The sequence below is a fragment of the Prosthecobacter fluviatilis genome (genome assembly GCF_055388355.1).
The window spans coordinates 115,691-131,856 of the sequence record NZ_AP043782.1 but is presented as its reverse complement, the minus strand read 5'-3'; the positions used below and the strand labels follow the sequence as shown (position 1 = coordinate 131,856).

The window sequence follows — 16,166 nt, the reverse complement described above, 5'->3', positions numbered from 1 at the left end:
ATTCGGACCCAAGGAGTATGAGCAGACAAGCCTGACGCAGTGCGGAACTCGGAGGGGGAACTCAAATGTTTGTTTGACCCTCGATCTCTCCTTTTTCGCATGCCTCTGCTCCCTTCACCTGCCCCTGCTCTTTCGTCTTCGCCTCTGGCGGATGCTGCGCCTCATGCCCTGGGCCCGGCTGCGGCCACGGTGGCTGCCCTGCGCGCAAAAGCGGCGCTGGTGCGCAAGCGCAAGAAGACGCCGCTGGAGGATGCGCTGGCGGCGAATGGCGGGGCGCGTGCAGTTCGGCTTGTCCAATGGGCGCGCTCTCAAAAGGCGCAGTATGACGCGGGCCTTGTCCAATGGCGGGCGAACCGCCTGAAGTGGAGCCAGGAGGCGCAGGATATTTTTGATCATCGGGCACGGGCTCGCCGGGAGAAGCTGGAGATGGAGGATGCGGCGAGCATCTTTGACATGGCGAATGATTCGGTGAACATCGTGGCGGCGCTGGCGGAATTTGCCGCGGCGCAGGCGGAGCAGGACATCTACGGCGGTGAGCCGTGGTTCGCGGCGAATCCGGTGGGCCGCACGGACTCGAAGCTGGCGGATGACATCCAGCACCATCTGCAGTGGACGTTTCGCGACGGCCGCTACCTGGATGCGCAGTGCCTGGGGATCGACCAGGCGGTGACGCTGGGGGAGTGCTTTATGAAGACGCTCTACGCGACGGATGTGGATGTGCATGAGGCGGTGACGCCCTGCCTGCATGCGGACGGTGTGCCGGTGCTGGATGCGCTGGGCGACTATGTGACGAGCGATGCGCAGGTGCGCCGGCTGCGCCGCCGCCTGAAGGGCAGGCTGGAGTGGAAGGATGCGTATGAGACGCGCGAGACGGTCATCCGCCAGGGGGTGGAGGCGGTGCCGGTGCACTTTAACGACATCTCTTTCCGCGAGGATGCGCCGGAGCTGGATCTGCGGCACACGAATGTGTACGTGAGCGTGGAGATGAGCACGTTTGAGGCGATGCGGAGGTTTCACCTGTCGAAGGAGGATGCGATACGTCTGGCGCGCTGCGCGGAGACGCGGGTGCACAGCGATGAGGAGGTGCAGCGCGAGCGCACGGCGGATGCGACGGTGACGTGCGCGCCGGCGGAGGAGCCGCTGGGCGAGGAGGAGGCGGACAAGCTGCTGAACACTCGCGTGAGGCTGATCGAGGCGTACATCCGCGCGGATGTGACGGGCACCGGGCGCGAGGCGCGGGTGTGCATGGTCTTTCCGCCGGTGCATGAGGACTGGATCGTGTGGGCGGACTACCTGGCGAATGTGTCGCCCAAGGCGGAGCTGCCGATCAAGTGCGAGGTGTGGGAGCCGGTGCCGCACCGCTTGTATGGTCGGGGATTTTTCTCGAAGTACTCCTACCTGCAGACGGGCACGGACAATCTGTGGAATCAGGTGAGCTTCCGTAATGAGATGCATGCGAATCCGCTGACGGCGGTGCATGAGGAAAACCTGCAGGTGGATGAGGACGGCGGGGCGATGGTGATCGGGCCGGGGAAGACGCTGCGGCCGAAGGCGGGGAAGCGGCTGGGGGATTGCATCGAGTTTGCGAACCTGCCGGACGCGGACTCGCGGAGCATGGAGCTTTTTCAAACGGGGATGCAGCTGGCGCAGTTGCGCAGCGGGATCACAAACGCGAGCCAGGGGGATCTTTCGGCGGTGCCGGAGAGCAACACGGCGACGGGGATCAAGGCCCTGATCAGCCGCGCGGCGGTGCTGCTGAAGAAGCCGGTGCGCCGGCTGCGGCGGAGCAAGGGCCGGGGCTTCAGCTATGCGGTGAAGCTTTTCTACTCGAACTTTGACCGCGAGGAGGCCTTTGCCTGGGGCGAGGGGCACAACAAGGAGCTGGTGAAGATCACGCCGGAGCATGTGCGCGACCTGGACATCGACGTGGTGATGCTGCTGACGCAGGAGCAAAACCAGAACAAGCTGCAGGGCGCGCAGGTGATGATGCAGCAGCTGCAGGGCTACTCGGGCCTGCCGGAGACGGACAAGGCGGGCGCACGCGTGGGCGTGGTGCAGGCGCTGAAGGCGCTGGAGTTTTCCAACGCGGAGGAGATGGTGCGCAAGCCGGTGGTGACGCTGGAGAGCTGCCTGCCGCTGCTGCCGCCGGAGGAGGCGCAAAAGCTGAAGGGCCTGCTGGCGCTGCAACAGCAGCAGGAGCAGGCGGCCGCACCGCCGCCGCCCGGAGCTGCGCCGGGTGCCCCGGGCATGCCGATGCCGGGCACTGGTGCGCCCGCCGCTGCGGGCGTGCCGGGCATGATGCCGCCGGGGGCGGGCATGCCGGGGCCGGGGGCTGCTGCTGGGATGACGATACCACCGGGTGGTATGCCTGGAGCCGAACCGCAGCCGGCCTGATCATGGACCTGCCTCGGGCGGTCCACGCCTACACCAACCACGTTATGACATTTTCCAACATCCTGAACACAAACCTAACCCCCTAGCACGCCATGCCTGCCTCACAACGCCGCACACCGCTCGATCCCATGTCCATCCCCGGAGCCCTCCAGGAGATGGTGCCCAACGCGTCCTTTCGCGCCGTCACGCCCTCGGACAGCGTCGCGATCAAAGGGGGCCCGGCGCGCGCGCTGTATGTGGGGGGCGCGGGGGACGTGGCCGCCATCAATGAAAACGGCGTGGCCGTGACCTTTGCCGCCGTGCCGGCAGGCGCCGTGCTGCCCATAGCGACGGCCCGCGTGAACGCCACGGGGACGACGGCGACGAACCTTGTTGCGCTCTAACACACCATGCTCGGATTTGGCCTGTCATTTGCTCACGCCCTCGGCACCCAAAACGTGCTGCAACAGCCGTTTGATCCTCTGAATCTCGGAGAAATGTCGGAGTGGTTTGATTTTCGCACCCTGACCGGGAGTGCTGATGGAGATCCTGTCTCCTCATGGGTGGGCAGGAGGGGGCTTTACACGCTTGCGCAAACGGGCACGGCCCGGCCGACTTGGAAGGCGGACGACGGCGACGGGAGCGCATCCATATCCATGGATGGTGTTGATGATTCTCTGGGCACCGGCATCAATAACGAGCTCCTGTTTGGGACCACGGGCGACATGGAAATCTGGCTGGTGATCAAACTGCCGCCAGTTCCTGCAGCTGGAGTTTTCACCTCCACCGGAATCTCAAATCAGATCGGACTGAACACGGGGGCGGAGAACGCCACCCTCAGTCTCTGCCATGGATCCGTCTCCATCACGTTTCCGACTGCGCTCCTGGCTGACAATGGCTGGCATGTGCTGCGGCTCATGAAGTCTGGATCTAGACGTGCGGTTGCCATTGATGGGAGCACTGTTTATGACAGCACAACCTCGGCCGGCCCTTACGTGACTGGGGATGACGCCCTGAATCTTGGATACTACTTTGGTTCGTATGGCGTGGTTGGCTTTCGCCATTGGCTGGCTTTTACAGAGCCTCTGAGTGATGCCGTTTCTGCTGCGCTCACCTCTTACCTGGGAGATGCCAAATGACACGGCTGCTGATCATGACACCTGCGGAGCCTCTGCGAGCACAGGCAAACACCCTGACCCCCGCCCCCTTTCCCCCTTCCCCATGATCGCACTCGGTCTAGCCCTGACTCTGGCACAGATGCGCGACTCCTCGCCGGGGGGGGCGGGGGAGGTGCTGCTGCTGGCAGGTGGCACGGGCGGCCTGCGGCTGGCGGACGGGGCAGGCTTTCTCCTTCTTTCCCACTGAAAACCACATCCTAATACTTTATGGCTGACCAGACACTCGCCTCGCTGACCGCCGCGACTCCCGCCACGGGAGGGCTGCTCTACGGCACGCAGGGCGGCGCGGACCGGAAGTTCACCCTCACGGCCGCAGGCGCGGCGCTGATGGAGGCGGCGGCTCCCGTCAGGCTGGACGAGCTCGCCGCGCCGACGGACGTCACCACGCTGAACGCCACCACCGGCGCCCACGGTCTGCTGCCAAAGCTCGGCGGCGGGACGACGAATTTTCTGCGGGCGGACGGCACCTGGGCGGCCCCGGGCGGCGGCGCAAACGGCCTGGGCGATTTCGCCTTTGTACACCCTTCGGGCAATGACGCCACCGCCGCCCTGGGAGACCCGGCCAGGCCTTTCGCCACCCTCGCTGCCGCCTACGCCGCCGCGCTCTCCGGCGGCGTGGCCAGATTTGTGCTGTCCGGCTCTCCTGCTGCGGGGCTCACACTCAGCACCAGTGAGGTCACCCTCGTGTTTCACAGCTTCCGCCAGCGGGCCGTCATCCCCTCCCTCACAGTGAGCGATGCCACCCGTGTGACCCTCATCGGCAGCAGCCGCTCGCTCGTCAGCATCACCACGCTCTATGTCTATGGCGTCGATGGAATCTCCGGCACCGGAGGAGATGGCGGAAGCGCCGGAGACGGCACCGCGCTCGACACCGTGAGCCTCTCCGGCCTGCACGTCGGCAGCGTGACCATCCGCTCCGGCTCCGGCGGCCTGGGAGGTGCGGGCGCGAATGGAGACAGCGGCATGTACAACGGCTCAGACGGCGGGCATGGCGGCAACGGCGCCAGCGGCGGCCAGCTCGTGCTCACAGACTGCCTGCTGGGCGCCGGCCCTTTCACCTCCGCCGGGGGCGTGGGTGGCAGTGGCGGTGCCGGTGGCTCAGGCTACAGCGATGAATCCTTCACCGGAGCTCCTGGCAATCCCGGCGCAGGGGGCAGCGGCGGCGGGGGCGGCACCATCGTGCTGCAGAGCTGCCTCACCGAGCAAAGCACCACGCCTCCTGCGCTCGATCTCAGCGGTGGCAGCAGCGGCTCAGGCAGCAGCGGCGGCATCTCCGGCTCAAACGGCACCTTCACGCTGCTGTGGTCAGACATCGGCTCCGCCACAAACTACAGCGGCGGCTTTGCGCGCATGAGCCTCGTCGGCAGCACCTTTTACAGCAGCGACAGCTACGTGTAGACCCACCTCCGCACACACCACGCGACAGCCCCTTTACCCCACGCCCTCATGAAGCTCCCCCTCGACCCCTCACACTTTGACATGCCGCTCTCCCTGGCCACCTGCATCTTTGGCGCGGCGGTGAGCGCGCTGGGCCTCGTGGCGGCCACGGTGGCGGGGTGGTACCTCAAGCTGGCAAACATCGACCCCCAGGAGCTCTCCATCCAGCCGCTGCATGTGGTGCTCATCGGCTTCATCATCGCGCTCGCGGGCTTCATCGTGCTCATCCTGCGCGCCGTCTGGGGCCGTGGCATCGAGACGGTGAACCGCTTCAGCGACGCGCTCAACAACCAGGCGCAGCAGATCGCCGACCTCATCGAGCTGCAGACCAGGCGCGTGGAAAAGCTGGAAACGCTGAGCTTTGACGCGCTGCGCGGCGCCACCCTGCAGGCCAGCCATACCACTAACCACCAGAAACCATGATCGGACTTTCGCACACTCTCTCGCTGGCTGCGCGGCAGCCGGGCGGCCCGCCGTGGGTACTCGCAAACGGTGCCTGGAATGACGCAGGCGTTTGGGATGACGCGGCGCTCTGGCGCGACTCCTGATTTTTTTCCACCCCAGCACACCCATGCCACTCAGCACTCTCGAAAACGGCGACACCGGGCTTCAGGCCCGCACGAAGATCAATGCGGTCATTGCGGCGGCGGGCGCCCTGCCGCGAGGGTACCTGGCCGGGCTTGCCATCCGCAGCATCGGCACGCGCAATGTCTACGTGTACGCCGGGACCTGCCGGGACGACACCAACAGCGTGGACATGACACTCGGAGGCATATTGACCAAACTCGTAGATGCCACGTGGGCCTCCGGGGATAGCAGCGGGGGGCTGGACCCTTATTCAGTCCCGGCGCTGACCACTCATTCTTGCTATGCCGTGTGGCTCATCATGGACTCGTCCGGCAATGTTGACGTGATTGTCTCCGCCTATGGCAACAGTGTGCCCCTGCCCTCAGGATTCATGTACAAACGCCGCATAGGCTGGGTGCGCGCGGCCAGCAGCACCACGCTGGTCGCCAGCCAGCAGTATGGAGATGAGACGATTCTCGGCACCTCGCAGACTTCCGCAGATTATAGCACGATAGTCAGCTCCCAAACAGGCATCGCCTTGCGGGCGCCGCCGTCTGTCGATGCTCTTTTGAAAGCGTCAGCATCATCCACCAGCGGAGCGTTTTTCGTGAGTTTGGATGCGTCGGCATCGACCCTCGTCACTCCTACTGCGGAGACGGCCTCACTGCGCGGAGTGGCCGCGACAGCTCCTGCCGCCGGACACTTCATGATACCGACGGATGCCTACGGGTATATAATCGCAAACGCCGCAGGCACCAACGTGACGCTCAAGCTGACCGTGCGCGGCTGGAGAGACACCCGCGGGCGGTTTGAGTGATGCACGCCCTATGAAACCCATTTCACACGGCCATTCACACCCCGCATGAGCGAAGACAAAACCGGACGTCCGGGCGGGCAGCCAGCATGACCGCATGCCCCTGCCTCCAGACACAAACACACGGAGCTGAATCACCATGACGCGCACCTGCTACATCGCCATCAACGGCATACGCACCAACCCCGGCGACGCCGAGGGGTGGACGGACCGTTTTGTCACCTGGATCAACACCCGGCTGCCGGACGGCGTGGTGGCGGAAAAGTTTGAGTACGCCTGCGGCGCCCTGCTCCGGCGCGTGCGGCAGCGCGAGCGCGCGGACGAGATCGCCAAAAAGGCGGGCTACTACCGGCGCGCGGGCTACCGCCTCGTGCTGGTGGGCCACAGCAACGGCTGCGACCTCATCGCGCGCGTGCTGGAGGCCTGCGGGGCGGAGATCGACGCCGCGCACCTCATCTCCCCGGCGGCGGACGAGGAAGACTTCGCCGAGGCCATCCGCGAGGGGCTGATCCGCCGCATCCACATCTACGGCAGCCGGAATGACGGCGCGCTGCGCTTTGCCGCCGCCACGCGCCCCCTGCTGCGCTGGCTGGGCCTCGGGTACGGCAGCCTGGGCCTGCGCGGGCGCGAGTTTGCGGCGCTCTTTCCCGGCGTGGTGCAGGACCACAGCGACGACACCTGCGGCCACTCCACCTGGCTGCAGCGCGGCGCGCCGTTTGAGGCGCTCATGCAGGCCCTCAGCGCCAATGATCTCGCGGACCATGCAATACCACTTTCTACCACACACAGCGCCGGAGACTGGAGCCCCGGAGACAGCGGCCTGCGTGACGAATAACCAAGAAACAAGACACTTTCCCCATGAAAACACCCACACCCGCCCGCGTCGCAGCCGCCGTGCTCGTAACAGCCCTCGCTCTCCTGAGCCTCAGCGCCTGCAGCAGTCCCGCCCTCCTGAAAATCCGCACGCCCGCCGTACAGGCGCAGATCATCGGAGATGTGGAAAAGGACATCCTCGCCGGCGGCGGAGCGCTGCTCATCTCCGGCGGCAGCACCAGCGCCGCCGTGACGGCGATGACGGCCCAGGAGCTGAAAAACCTCCCCGCCCTGCAGCAGGTGCTGGCAGCCCAGCCCACGCCGAAAAACCCCGCCTCTGCTGTGACGCCATGAATGCGCTCATCGGCATCGCCGCCGTAGGCCTGCTGCTCTGGGGCATGCACCTGCTGCTGGGCCAGGACTGAACACCGAACACTGAAAACCATGAGCACCCTCGCAGACACCTATGCAGACCAGTTCAAAGCCTGCGCCATCAAGGCCGAGCACGCCGCCGAGGCGCGGGCGGAGGCCGCGCGCATCCTGGCCAGCCGCGCGCGCTATGAGGCCGTGGCCGCGCACTTTCCCGGCATGCCCTGGTGGGTGCCAGGTGTGCTGCACAGCATGGAGTGCGGGCTGAAATTCACCCGGCACCTGCACAATGGCGACCCGCTGACCGCGCGCACCGTGCAGGTGCCCAAAGGCCGGCCCAAGGCGGGCACACCGCCCTTCACCTGGGAGGAAAGCGCGCGCGATGCGCTGGTGTACGACGGCCTGGACAAAGCCACCGACTGGAGCCCCGGCGCGGCGCTGGTGGCCTTTGAAAACTACAACGGCACCGGCTACCGCAAAAAGGGCGTCCCCTCCCCCTACCTCTGGTCCTTCACGGACCAGTACCGCTGCGGCAAATACGTGGCCGACGGCCGCTACGATCCCCTGGCCGTCAGCCGCCAGTGCGGCTGCGCCGCGCTGATGAAAAACCTTTTTCAAGCATCCGCTTGACTATTCAAATCCGGACCCAATACCATAGTATGGCATCGTCCAGCACACCATTACGGCCCCAGATCAGGCAGGGCCCCGCCGGCAAAGCGCAGCCGGCCCCGCTCAAACACGGCCCGGCCCGCGACGCAGCCCGCACAGGGCGCCCTGCCCCGCACCCGGCCATGGCCGCCGCGTGATTTTCCCCACCTCTCTTAATACCACTTCATACCACCCGCTTTAACGATCATGGCCTCTCCCACCGTCACCAGCATCTTCCCCGTCTCCGGCCCTCTGCTCGGCGGCGTCACCGTCACCATCTCCGGCTCAAACTTCACCGGCACCACGGGCATCACGCTCGGCGGCTCGGCCGCCACCGGTGTGACGGTGGTGGATGACAGCACCCTCACCTGCACCACGCCTGCGGGCAGCGCGGGCACGGCCAGCGTGCTGGTGACCAACGCGGACGGCACCAATGCCGCCAACTCCCTCTACACCTACCAGGCCGCACCCACGGTGACCGGCATCTCCCCGGTCAGCGGCCCGCTCACCAGCGGCGCGAGCGTGACGATCACCGGCACGAATTTCACCGGCGCCTCGGGCGTCACCATCGGCGGCGCGGCGGCCACGGGCGTCACCGTGATGAGCAGCACCAGCATCACCTGCACCGCGCCTGCGGGCAGCGCAGGCACGGCCAGCGTGCTCGTCACCACGCCCAGCGGCACGAATGCAAGCAACTCCCTCTACACCTACCAGGCCGCGCCCACCGTCAGCGGCGTTTCGGTTTCCAGCGGACTCCCCGCAGGCGGCGGGAGCCTGACGATCACCGGCACGAATTTCATCGGAGCCAGCGGCGTCACCATCGGCGGCACGGCGGCCACCAGCGTCGTCGTGGTCAGCGGCACCAGCATCACCTGCACCGTCCCCGCGCACAGTGCGGGCACGGCCAGCGTGCTCGTGACCACGCCCAGCGGCACCAATGCGGCGAACAGCCTCTACACCTACCAGACCGCGCCCACCGTCAGCGTCGTCTCACCCGCCAGCGGCCCGCTGGGCGGCGGCGCGAGCGTGACGATCACCGGCACAAATTTCATCGGCGCCACCGGCGTCACCATCGGTGGCACACCGGCCACCGGCGTCGTCGTGGGCAGCGGCACCAGCCTCACCTGCACCACGCCAGCGGGCAGCGCGGGCACGGCCAGCGTGCTCGTCACCACGCCCAGCGGCACGAATGCGGCGAACACGCTCTTCAGCTACGTGCTGCCGCCCACGGTCACCGCCATCTCCGCCACCAGCGGCTCGGCCAATGGCGGCGCGACGGTGACGATCACCGGCACGAATTTCACCGGGGCCACCGGCGTGAGCATCGGCGGCACGGCGGCCACCGGCATCACCGTGGTAGATGATACCAGCCTCACCTGCATCACGCCCGCGCACAGCGCGGGCACGGCCAGCGTGCTGGTGACCACGCCGGGCGGCACCAATACGGCCAACAGCCTCTACACCTACGTGCTGACACCGCCCACGCTCACCGACATCTCCCCCATCGCGGGCTCCACCGCAGGCGGCACCAGCGTCACCCTCACAGGGACCAACTTCACCGGAGCCACGGGCGTGACCATCCGTGGCGTGGCCGCGACGGACGTCGTCGTCATCAGCGGCACGAGCCTCGTCTGCACCACGCCGGCGGGCACCGCAGGCTCTGCCAGCGTGGCCGTCACCACGCCCAGCGGCACGGTTTCCAGCAATCTCTACACCTACGTGCAGCCCGCGCCCACGGTCACCGCCACCATGGCCAATGGCGCCTCGCCTGCGCGGGGCTCGACCCTGGGCGGCACGCTGCTCACCGTCACCGGCACAAATTTCACCGGGGCAGGCAGCGTCACCATCGGCGGCGTGCCCGCGACGAATGTCACCGTGCTGAGCAGCACCAGCCTCACGTGCATCACCCCGGCGGGCAGCCTGGGCGCGGTGAGCGTGGCCGTCACCACCGTGGGCGGCACCAGCGCGGACAACACCCTCTTCACCTACGAGCTGGCCGTCCCCCACGTCACAGACATCTCCCCCGCCAGCGGCACCTCCGCAGGAGGCACCACGGTGACGCTCACCGGCCGCAGCTTTACCGGCGCCACCAGCGTGACCTTTGGCGGCGTGGCGGCCACACGGCTCGTCGTGCTCAATGACAACACCCTCACCTGCACCACGCCGGTGGGCAGCGCGGGCACCGTGCAGCACGTGGTCGTCACCACGCCGAATGGAGCGAGCACGGACACCATCACCTTCAACTACGTGCTGGCACTGCCCACGGTGAGCAGCATCTCCCCGCCCATCGGCCCCGCCGCAGGCAGCACCACCGTCACGATCCGGGGCACCTACTTCACCGGAGACACCGACCTCGCCGGAGCCACGCGCGTCACCATCGGCGGCGTGGACGCGACAAATTTCAGAGTGGTCGATGCCACCACCCTCACCTGCACCACACCGCCGGGCATCGCCGGCACGGCCAGCGTGCAGGTCATCGCCGCCGCCGGCACCAGCGCGCCAAACAGCCTCTACACCTATGTGACCGCCACGCCCACGGACACCTACATCTACCTCAAAGGCGGGCGCGGAGACGGCTTTGTGCCGCTGTGGACGGGCCAGGTCTCCGAGGAGGGCACCACGGAAAAAGGCGAGCCCTACCGCAATGAATTCCAGACCACCGTGCAGCTGGACAACAACTCCGCCGTCTCCTCCTCAGGCACCGTGGGCTACGCCAGCAGCGGCGGCTCCGCCTCCAACGGCTTTGGCGGGCAGCTCACCACGCCCGGCCACATCACCAAGGTGGCCATCACCAAGGAAATCATCGGCTACACCGCGCAGGCCGTCAGCGTGAATCCCACCTACGGCTCGCTCTCAGACTCCGCCTCCGGGACGCCGCCGCGGCAGTTTGACAAGACTACCACCTGGCTGGTCTTCGTCTCCAGCAACGGCCTCGGCTACAAATACCGCAAGGCCGATGTGATGGGCTGGGGCTCCCAGCGCCGCGAATAATTTCAAGCCCACCCTCCGCACCCCATGCCCTCCATCAATTCCAACTTCGACTGGGTGGACACGCCCAACCCCGCCGAGCGCGGCTTCACCATCACCGCCAAGGAAGGCCCCGGCGACGAGCTCCCGGACTTCAACTCCCGGATCTACCGCTGGAGCGACTGCCCGCAGTGGATCCGGCGCGCGGAGAGCATCCCCGAGAGCCTGCAAGGCTACACCCTGGTGCACGCCGCCAAGGCGGACTACCAGAAGCGCACCTTCATCTTTGGCCGCACACGCACCGAAGCCGAGCGCAACACGCCTTTCCAGGTCTCCTGGGTCAAGCGCATGCACTACTGGCCCACCGTGCTGCTGAAGCTCTGGTTTGAAAAAGGCAACCTGCCGCTCTCCGCGCAGTATGACAGCACCGGCATCGCCACCGCAGCACGCACGCACCCGCGCATGAAGATACGCGACGGCGCGGAATACCCCACGTGGTTCAAGATCAGCCGCTTCCTCTCCGAGGTGCCCTGGCCCCGGCGCGACAACCGCTCCCCCACACCCATCACCGACTCGCCGAACTGGAGCTTTGACGGCTGCAGCGGCAGCATCCCCGAGTGCCTGCACCCCGGCTGCCGCTTCCCCCGCTACCAGACCAGCGGCCAGGTCATCTTTGGCGCAGGCACGCCCGAGTCCGAGGTCAGCGGAGACCTGGTGGCGCAGGAGTTTCCCGCCACGCCCATGACGGACTGGGAGCGCTACCCCGTGGAGGACACCACGCAAAACATCGGCGGCTTCTGGTTCCGCGAGCTCGTCGAGGCCATGCCGCCCATCGACGACCGCGAGAGCACCTCATAGCCTTTAGAATACCATTTTCTGATGCCTAATACCACGACCACCTCCGGCCCTCCGGCCGCATCCCCCGCGCCCGCCGCCGCCGGCAGTTTTGTCCAGCCCGGCAGCTCGTGGCTGTCGCGGCAGTGGGTCGCCAAGTCACCCGGCGTGCGGATCACCCACGGCATCACGCAGGACAACGTGCTCATCCGCACCCGCAGCACGCGGCCGAGGATCGACATCGACCAGACCACCTCCGCCTTCGGCAGCCAGTCCCCCGCCCCGCAGACCACCGTGGAAGATCCGTTCCCCGCGCCCCCACCCTTCAGCATTTACATTCCGCCGCAGGAGGTGCCCCGGCCGACGCCGACGCCGACACCCACGCCCTGGCCAACGTCTTCACCCACACCGACGCCTCCACCTACGCCTACGCCTACGCCTACGCCTACGCCTACGCCTACGCCTACGCCTACGCCTACGCCTACGCCTACGCCCACGCCTACGCCTACGCCTACGCCCACGCCCACGCCCACGCCCACGCCCACACCCACACCCACACCCACACCCACACCCACACCCACACCGCCCCCGACACCCACACCACCACCCCCGACACCCACACCACCGCCCCCAACACCCACACCACCACCCCCGACACCCACACCACCGCCCCCGACACCCACACCACCGCCCCCAACACCCACACCACCACCCCCGACACCCACACCACCGCCCCCGACACCCACACCACCACCCCCGACACCCACACCACCGCCCCCGACACCCACACCACCGCCCCCGACACCCACACCACCGCCCCCAACACCCACACCACCGCCCCCGACACCCACACCACCGCCCCCGACACCCACACCACCGCCCCCAACACCCACACCACCGCCCCCAACACCCACACCACCGCCCCCGACACCCACACCACCGCCCCCAACACCCACACCACCGCCCCCAACACCCACACCACCGCCTATTCCTTAGCTCCATCATCCAACATGATTTTTGTCCAAATAGCTTCTTATCGGGACCCCGAGCTGTTACCGACCATTCAAGACGCGCTCTCCAAAGCCAAATACCCCGCCGATTTGCGCTTTGGTGTGTGCTGGCAGCATGGCCCTGAAGAAACAGCCATGAACGTTTTCTCGGGCAATCCACAGTTTCGAGTTGATGACGTGCCATGGCGGCAAAGCCAGGGGCTTGGCTGGGCCAGATCGCGGCTGCAGAAGATGTGGGAAGGCGAGGAATTCACTCTTCAGCTCGATTCGCACCACCGCTTCATCCAGGACTGGGATGCACTACTGATGCAAGACTGTGAAGCAACCTGCAGCGCGAAGCCCATCATCACCACCTATGCCGGCACCTATGATCCCTCAGGCGAGAAAGCTCCGGCGACCGAGCCTTACTGCATGGTGGCGGACCGCTTCACCTCCCATGGCACGATCATGTTCCTGCCCCAGGTGATCAAAGGCTGGCAGGACATGAACCGCCCGCTTCGCTCCAGATTTGTGAGCGGGCATTTCTACTTCACGCTAGGCCAGCACTGCGAAGACTACCGTTACGATCCTCAGCTCTATTTTGCGGGCGATGAAATCAGCCTCGCCATTCGCTCCTACACCTCCGGCTATGATCTTTTCCACCCGCACCGGCTGCGAGTGTGGCATGAGTACACTCGCGCCGGAAGAGTCAAGCACTGGGATGATCACCTGACCCAGAACGAACTGGTTGCATGGCATGAGCGAGACGTGATCAGCAAGAGGCGCCTTCGAAAGCTCCTGAAGGAAGAGGAGAACGATGAGGACATATCCGGCCATGACCTTGGAACAGTCCGGAGTCATCATGATTACGAACTCTACGCCGGGATCAATTTCAGCAAGCGCACCCTCCATGCAGACGCCGTGAAAGGCATCGCACCGCCCTGCACCTACATGGACGGAGCCAGCTGGGACAGCTCATTCCTGAAAGAGCAAACAGTAGACTTAAAATGGAATGACTCAGACATCGGGTCATGCACAGATTTGAAATTTGTGTACTTTGCCATTGAATGCGCAGACGGAAAGGTGCTGCACAGATTCGATGCCGACGCAGAAAGCCCTGAGGCCAAAAAGCAAACCAATCACAAAACAGTGCGGTTTTTATCATCGGCATCTCCGGCCAGGTTCATCCTATGGCCTGTCAGCCATTCTAAAGGATGGCTGGACAAGGTTATTCAGGCTCTCTGAGCGCTCCCTTTTTCATGAAATGAACATGATTCCTAAAATCGTCCATCAAACATGGAAAGACGACAACATCACCTACTGGGTCTTTCAGAGATCTCAGGCTTCGGTCAGAGCCTTTTTAGGGCATTGGGAATACAAGCTATGGACCGACGCTGACTTGGAAAGGTTGATGAAGGCTGATTTCCCACAATTTTATGAAGCGTGGTCAGCACTCGACCGGCATATCAAAAGGGTGGACACAGCAAGATACTGCATGCTGTACAAATATGGAGGAATCTATGCCGATCTTGATTTTGTTTTCACCCGTCCAGTCGACGAGATCATCACAGGCGAGGCCGACATGTATTTTTACAAGTCAACGGAAGCTGTCGTCAAAAAGCAGCACTTCCTCGGAAACGCCTTCATGGTAAGCAAACCGCTTCAGCCATTCTGGCTGGATGTGCTGAAACACATGTTTGCACTCCCCTCCGGCCTCAATCCCCTGCACCACACCGGGCCGCGGGCCCTCGGAGAGTACTACGAGGCCTTGACTGAAAAGCCGAACATTTTTGTTTTTGATGGAGACTATTTCGACAACGAAAAGTGCAATGCAGGCACGGGCAGGCATCAATATGGCTACCATGTAAGAGCCGCGACTTGGCAGCATCCGCACAGTCATCCCGCAACGGCCCGGCCTGCTCAGCGCCACCCGCTGTGACCAGCACCTTGTTTCATCCATTTTTCAGACTGCATGATCTATCCCAACCCTCAGATTTACCCCCACTTAAAAACGATCTTTGTTCATGTCCCGAAGACCGCAGGCACCTCCATTGAAAAAAGACTGCGGGAAAACAACGGCGTGGTGGTCGGCGGCCACACAACGGCCGAGGGATTTAGAAAGAAGTACCCCGGCGTATTTGATGACTATTACAAGTTTGCAGTCGTGCGCCACCCTCTAAGCCGTTTTGTGTCTGCTTTTTTCTATCTGCTGGACAGACCGATCAACCTCAATCTTCGCAATAAGATCGTGCATGAGTGCGCCACATTGGACACTTTCATAAGTTGTGTGGAGCAAAAACCAGACGTCATCAGTCAGATTGTCCACCTTTTCCCCCAGCATACGTTCATCTGCGATGCGCAGGATCGCGTTCTGGTCAATGATGTCTATAAGTTCGAAAATCTACCGGAAGAGTGGCTCCGCATATGCCAGACCATTGGCCTGCCTCATGAGCCGCTGGATATTCTAAACCCATCTTCCGCAGGCCAGCTTGAAATAGCGAACAAATCCAGATTGGTTGATTTAGTAACCAGCCTTTATCGAAAAGACTTTGAGCTGTTTGGCTTCAACTCAAAAGGTTAAATTTTGCATGCCATGAACACGGCTGATATTGGAAAAATAGAAGCTAAAGTCTTGTGGCTTTACGGCCTTTCGGGTGCGGGCAAAACCACACTCGCCATTGCGTTCGCCCAAGTGCTCAGGGAAGCCATGCACCCGGCTGTCGTTTTGGACGGAGACAGGCTGCGCATGGGGATGTGCCAGGATCTGGCGTTTTCGAGCGAGGACAGGCAGGAAAACGTTCGGCGAACAGCGGAACTGGCCAAGCTGCTTTGCGAGCAGGGGCTGATTGTGGTAGTCGCTTTGATGACACCGCATGAATCTATGCGCCAGATGGCCCGCTCCATCATTGGGGACAAGTCTTTCAAAGCGGTGTTTGTGAAATGTGACTATGCAGTCTGTGCATCCCGTGACACCAAAGGATTGTATGCGAGGGCGGCGGCCGGAAACATTCACCAGTTCCCAGGCAAAGATTTTGTGTTTGAAGAGCCGGCAAGATCCGACCTGGTGCTGGATACAGCGACTGAATCGATCCCCGCATGCATCCATTCGCTGATCCATCAATTTGCAGATTCTACATGAGCAACGGCATCTGAATCAAGGAGCGGACCAGACAGAAA

The 16,166-nt window shown here is 64.0% G+C and carries 17 protein-coding genes; all 17 read left to right on the top strand.

Annotated elements, in window-relative coordinates:
- The first annotated feature begins 99 nt into the window (after positions 1-99).
- The 17 genes from ACZ5WW_RS00535 (at position 100) to cysC (ending at position 16,128) form a co-directional block, all read left to right on the top strand.
- Positions 100-2,394, top strand: coding sequence for a portal protein (locus tag ACZ5WW_RS00535; RefSeq protein ID WP_377170504.1), 2,295 nt, complete (start codon positions 100-102; stop codon positions 2,392-2,394).
- A 92-nt stretch (positions 2,395-2,486) separates the two neighbouring features.
- Positions 2,487-2,777, top strand: coding sequence for a spike base protein, RCAP_Rcc01079 family (locus ACZ5WW_RS00530; protein ID WP_377170506.1), 291 nt, complete (start codon positions 2,487-2,489; stop codon positions 2,775-2,777).
- 6 nt (positions 2,778-2,783) lie between these two features.
- Positions 2,784-3,512 (top strand): hypothetical protein, encoded by a 729-nt coding sequence (locus ACZ5WW_RS00525; protein ID WP_377170508.1) that lies wholly within the window; start codon positions 2,784-2,786, stop codon positions 3,510-3,512.
- Between the two features lie 82 nt (positions 3,513-3,594).
- Positions 3,595-3,738, top strand: a complete 144-nt coding sequence (locus ACZ5WW_RS00520; RefSeq protein WP_377170510.1) for a hypothetical protein — start codon at positions 3,595-3,597, stop codon at positions 3,736-3,738.
- Between the two features lie 20 nt (positions 3,739-3,758).
- Positions 3,759-4,949, top strand: a complete 1,191-nt coding sequence (locus ACZ5WW_RS00515) for a hypothetical protein (protein ID WP_377170512.1) — start codon at positions 3,759-3,761, stop codon at positions 4,947-4,949.
- A gap of 48 nt (positions 4,950-4,997) precedes the next feature.
- Positions 4,998-5,411, top strand: a complete 414-nt coding sequence (locus ACZ5WW_RS00510) for a hypothetical protein (protein WP_377170514.1) — start codon at positions 4,998-5,000, stop codon at positions 5,409-5,411.
- Positions 5,408-5,536 carry a hypothetical protein gene (locus ACZ5WW_RS00505; RefSeq protein WP_377170516.1) on the top strand — a complete coding sequence of 43 codons (129 nt, stop codon included), beginning with the start codon at positions 5,408-5,410 and terminating at the stop codon, positions 5,534-5,536. The genes ACZ5WW_RS00510 and ACZ5WW_RS00505 overlap by 4 nt, the downstream gene beginning before the upstream one ends.
- A 23-nt stretch (positions 5,537-5,559) precedes the next feature.
- Entirely contained in the window at positions 5,560-6,372 is an 813-nt protein-coding gene (locus ACZ5WW_RS00500; RefSeq protein WP_377170518.1) for a hypothetical protein, read from the top strand.
- A 136-nt stretch (positions 6,373-6,508) separates the two neighbouring features.
- Positions 6,509-7,204: an alpha/beta hydrolase family protein gene (locus ACZ5WW_RS00495; RefSeq protein ID WP_377170520.1), complete on the top strand. Its 696-nt coding sequence runs from the start codon at positions 6,509-6,511 to the stop codon at positions 7,202-7,204.
- Positions 7,205-7,227: 23 nt separating this feature from the next.
- Positions 7,228-7,536 (top strand): hypothetical protein, encoded by a 309-nt coding sequence (locus tag ACZ5WW_RS00490; RefSeq protein WP_377170522.1) that lies wholly within the window; start codon positions 7,228-7,230, stop codon positions 7,534-7,536.
- A 90-nt stretch (positions 7,537-7,626) separates the two neighbouring features.
- A complete protein-coding gene (locus ACZ5WW_RS00485) occupies positions 7,627-8,181 on the top strand; it encodes a peptidoglycan-binding protein (RefSeq protein ID WP_377170524.1) in 555 nt (184 codons plus the stop codon).
- A 225-nt stretch (positions 8,182-8,406) separates the two neighbouring features.
- Positions 8,407-11,190, top strand: a complete 2,784-nt coding sequence (locus tag ACZ5WW_RS00480; RefSeq protein ID WP_377170526.1) for a beta strand repeat-containing protein — start codon at positions 8,407-8,409, stop codon at positions 11,188-11,190.
- 24 nt (positions 11,191-11,214) lie between these two features.
- Complete coding sequence (locus ACZ5WW_RS00475) at positions 11,215-12,024, top strand: hypothetical protein (RefSeq protein ID WP_377170528.1); 810 nt, start codon at positions 11,215-11,217, stop codon at positions 12,022-12,024.
- A 122-nt stretch (positions 12,025-12,146) separates the two neighbouring features.
- Positions 12,147-14,234, top strand: a complete 2,088-nt coding sequence (locus ACZ5WW_RS00470; protein WP_464694201.1) for a GlcNAc-transferase family protein — start codon at positions 12,147-12,149, stop codon at positions 14,232-14,234.
- Positions 14,235-14,259: 25 nt separating this feature from the next.
- Positions 14,260-14,928: a glycosyltransferase family 32 protein gene (locus tag ACZ5WW_RS00465; protein WP_377172260.1), complete on the top strand. Its 669-nt coding sequence runs from the start codon at positions 14,260-14,262 to the stop codon at positions 14,926-14,928.
- A 33-nt stretch (positions 14,929-14,961) separates the two neighbouring features.
- Complete coding sequence (locus ACZ5WW_RS00460) at positions 14,962-15,570, top strand: sulfotransferase family 2 domain-containing protein (RefSeq protein ID WP_377172258.1); 609 nt, start codon at positions 14,962-14,964, stop codon at positions 15,568-15,570.
- A gap of 12 nt (positions 15,571-15,582) precedes the next feature.
- Positions 15,583-16,128: an adenylyl-sulfate kinase gene (gene cysC, locus ACZ5WW_RS00455; protein WP_377172256.1), complete on the top strand. Its 546-nt coding sequence runs from the start codon at positions 15,583-15,585 to the stop codon at positions 16,126-16,128.
- The last annotated feature ends 38 nt before the right edge of the window (positions 16,129-16,166 follow it).

Bases quoted from the DNA above. Each gene is read 5' to 3' on its own strand.
- ACZ5WW_RS00500 (WP_377170518.1), top strand. From the start codon at position 5,560: ATGCCACTCAGCACTCTCGAAAACGGCGACACCGGGCTTCAGGCCCGC.
- ACZ5WW_RS00480 (WP_377170526.1), top strand. From the start codon at position 8,407: ATGGCCTCTCCCACCGTCACCAGCATCTTCCCCGTCTCCGGCCCTCTG.
- ACZ5WW_RS00485 (WP_377170524.1), top strand. From the start codon at position 7,627: ATGAGCACCCTCGCAGACACCTATGCAGACCAGTTCAAAGCCTGCGCC.
- ACZ5WW_RS00535 (WP_377170504.1), top strand. From the start codon at position 100: ATGCCTCTGCTCCCTTCACCTGCCCCTGCTCTTTCGTCTTCGCCTCTG.
- ACZ5WW_RS00460 (WP_377172258.1), top strand. From the start codon at position 14,962: ATGATCTATCCCAACCCTCAGATTTACCCCCACTTAAAAACGATCTTT.
- cysC (WP_377172256.1), top strand. From the start codon at position 15,583: ATGAACACGGCTGATATTGGAAAAATAGAAGCTAAAGTCTTGTGGCTT.
- ACZ5WW_RS00495 (WP_377170520.1), top strand. From the start codon at position 6,509: ATGACGCGCACCTGCTACATCGCCATCAACGGCATACGCACCAACCCC.
- ACZ5WW_RS00475 (WP_377170528.1), top strand. From the start codon at position 11,215: ATGCCCTCCATCAATTCCAACTTCGACTGGGTGGACACGCCCAACCCC.
- ACZ5WW_RS00490 (WP_377170522.1), top strand. From the start codon at position 7,228: ATGAAAACACCCACACCCGCCCGCGTCGCAGCCGCCGTGCTCGTAACA.
- ACZ5WW_RS00515 (WP_377170512.1), top strand. From the start codon at position 3,759: ATGGCTGACCAGACACTCGCCTCGCTGACCGCCGCGACTCCCGCCACG.
- ACZ5WW_RS00465 (WP_377172260.1), top strand. From the start codon at position 14,260: ATGATTCCTAAAATCGTCCATCAAACATGGAAAGACGACAACATCACC.
- ACZ5WW_RS00520 (WP_377170510.1), top strand. From the start codon at position 3,595: ATGATCGCACTCGGTCTAGCCCTGACTCTGGCACAGATGCGCGACTCC.
- ACZ5WW_RS00510 (WP_377170514.1), top strand. From the start codon at position 4,998: ATGAAGCTCCCCCTCGACCCCTCACACTTTGACATGCCGCTCTCCCTG.
- ACZ5WW_RS00505 (WP_377170516.1), top strand. From the start codon at position 5,408: ATGATCGGACTTTCGCACACTCTCTCGCTGGCTGCGCGGCAGCCGGGC.
- ACZ5WW_RS00530 (WP_377170506.1), top strand. From the start codon at position 2,487: ATGCCTGCCTCACAACGCCGCACACCGCTCGATCCCATGTCCATCCCC.
- ACZ5WW_RS00525 (WP_377170508.1), top strand. From the start codon at position 2,784: ATGCTCGGATTTGGCCTGTCATTTGCTCACGCCCTCGGCACCCAAAAC.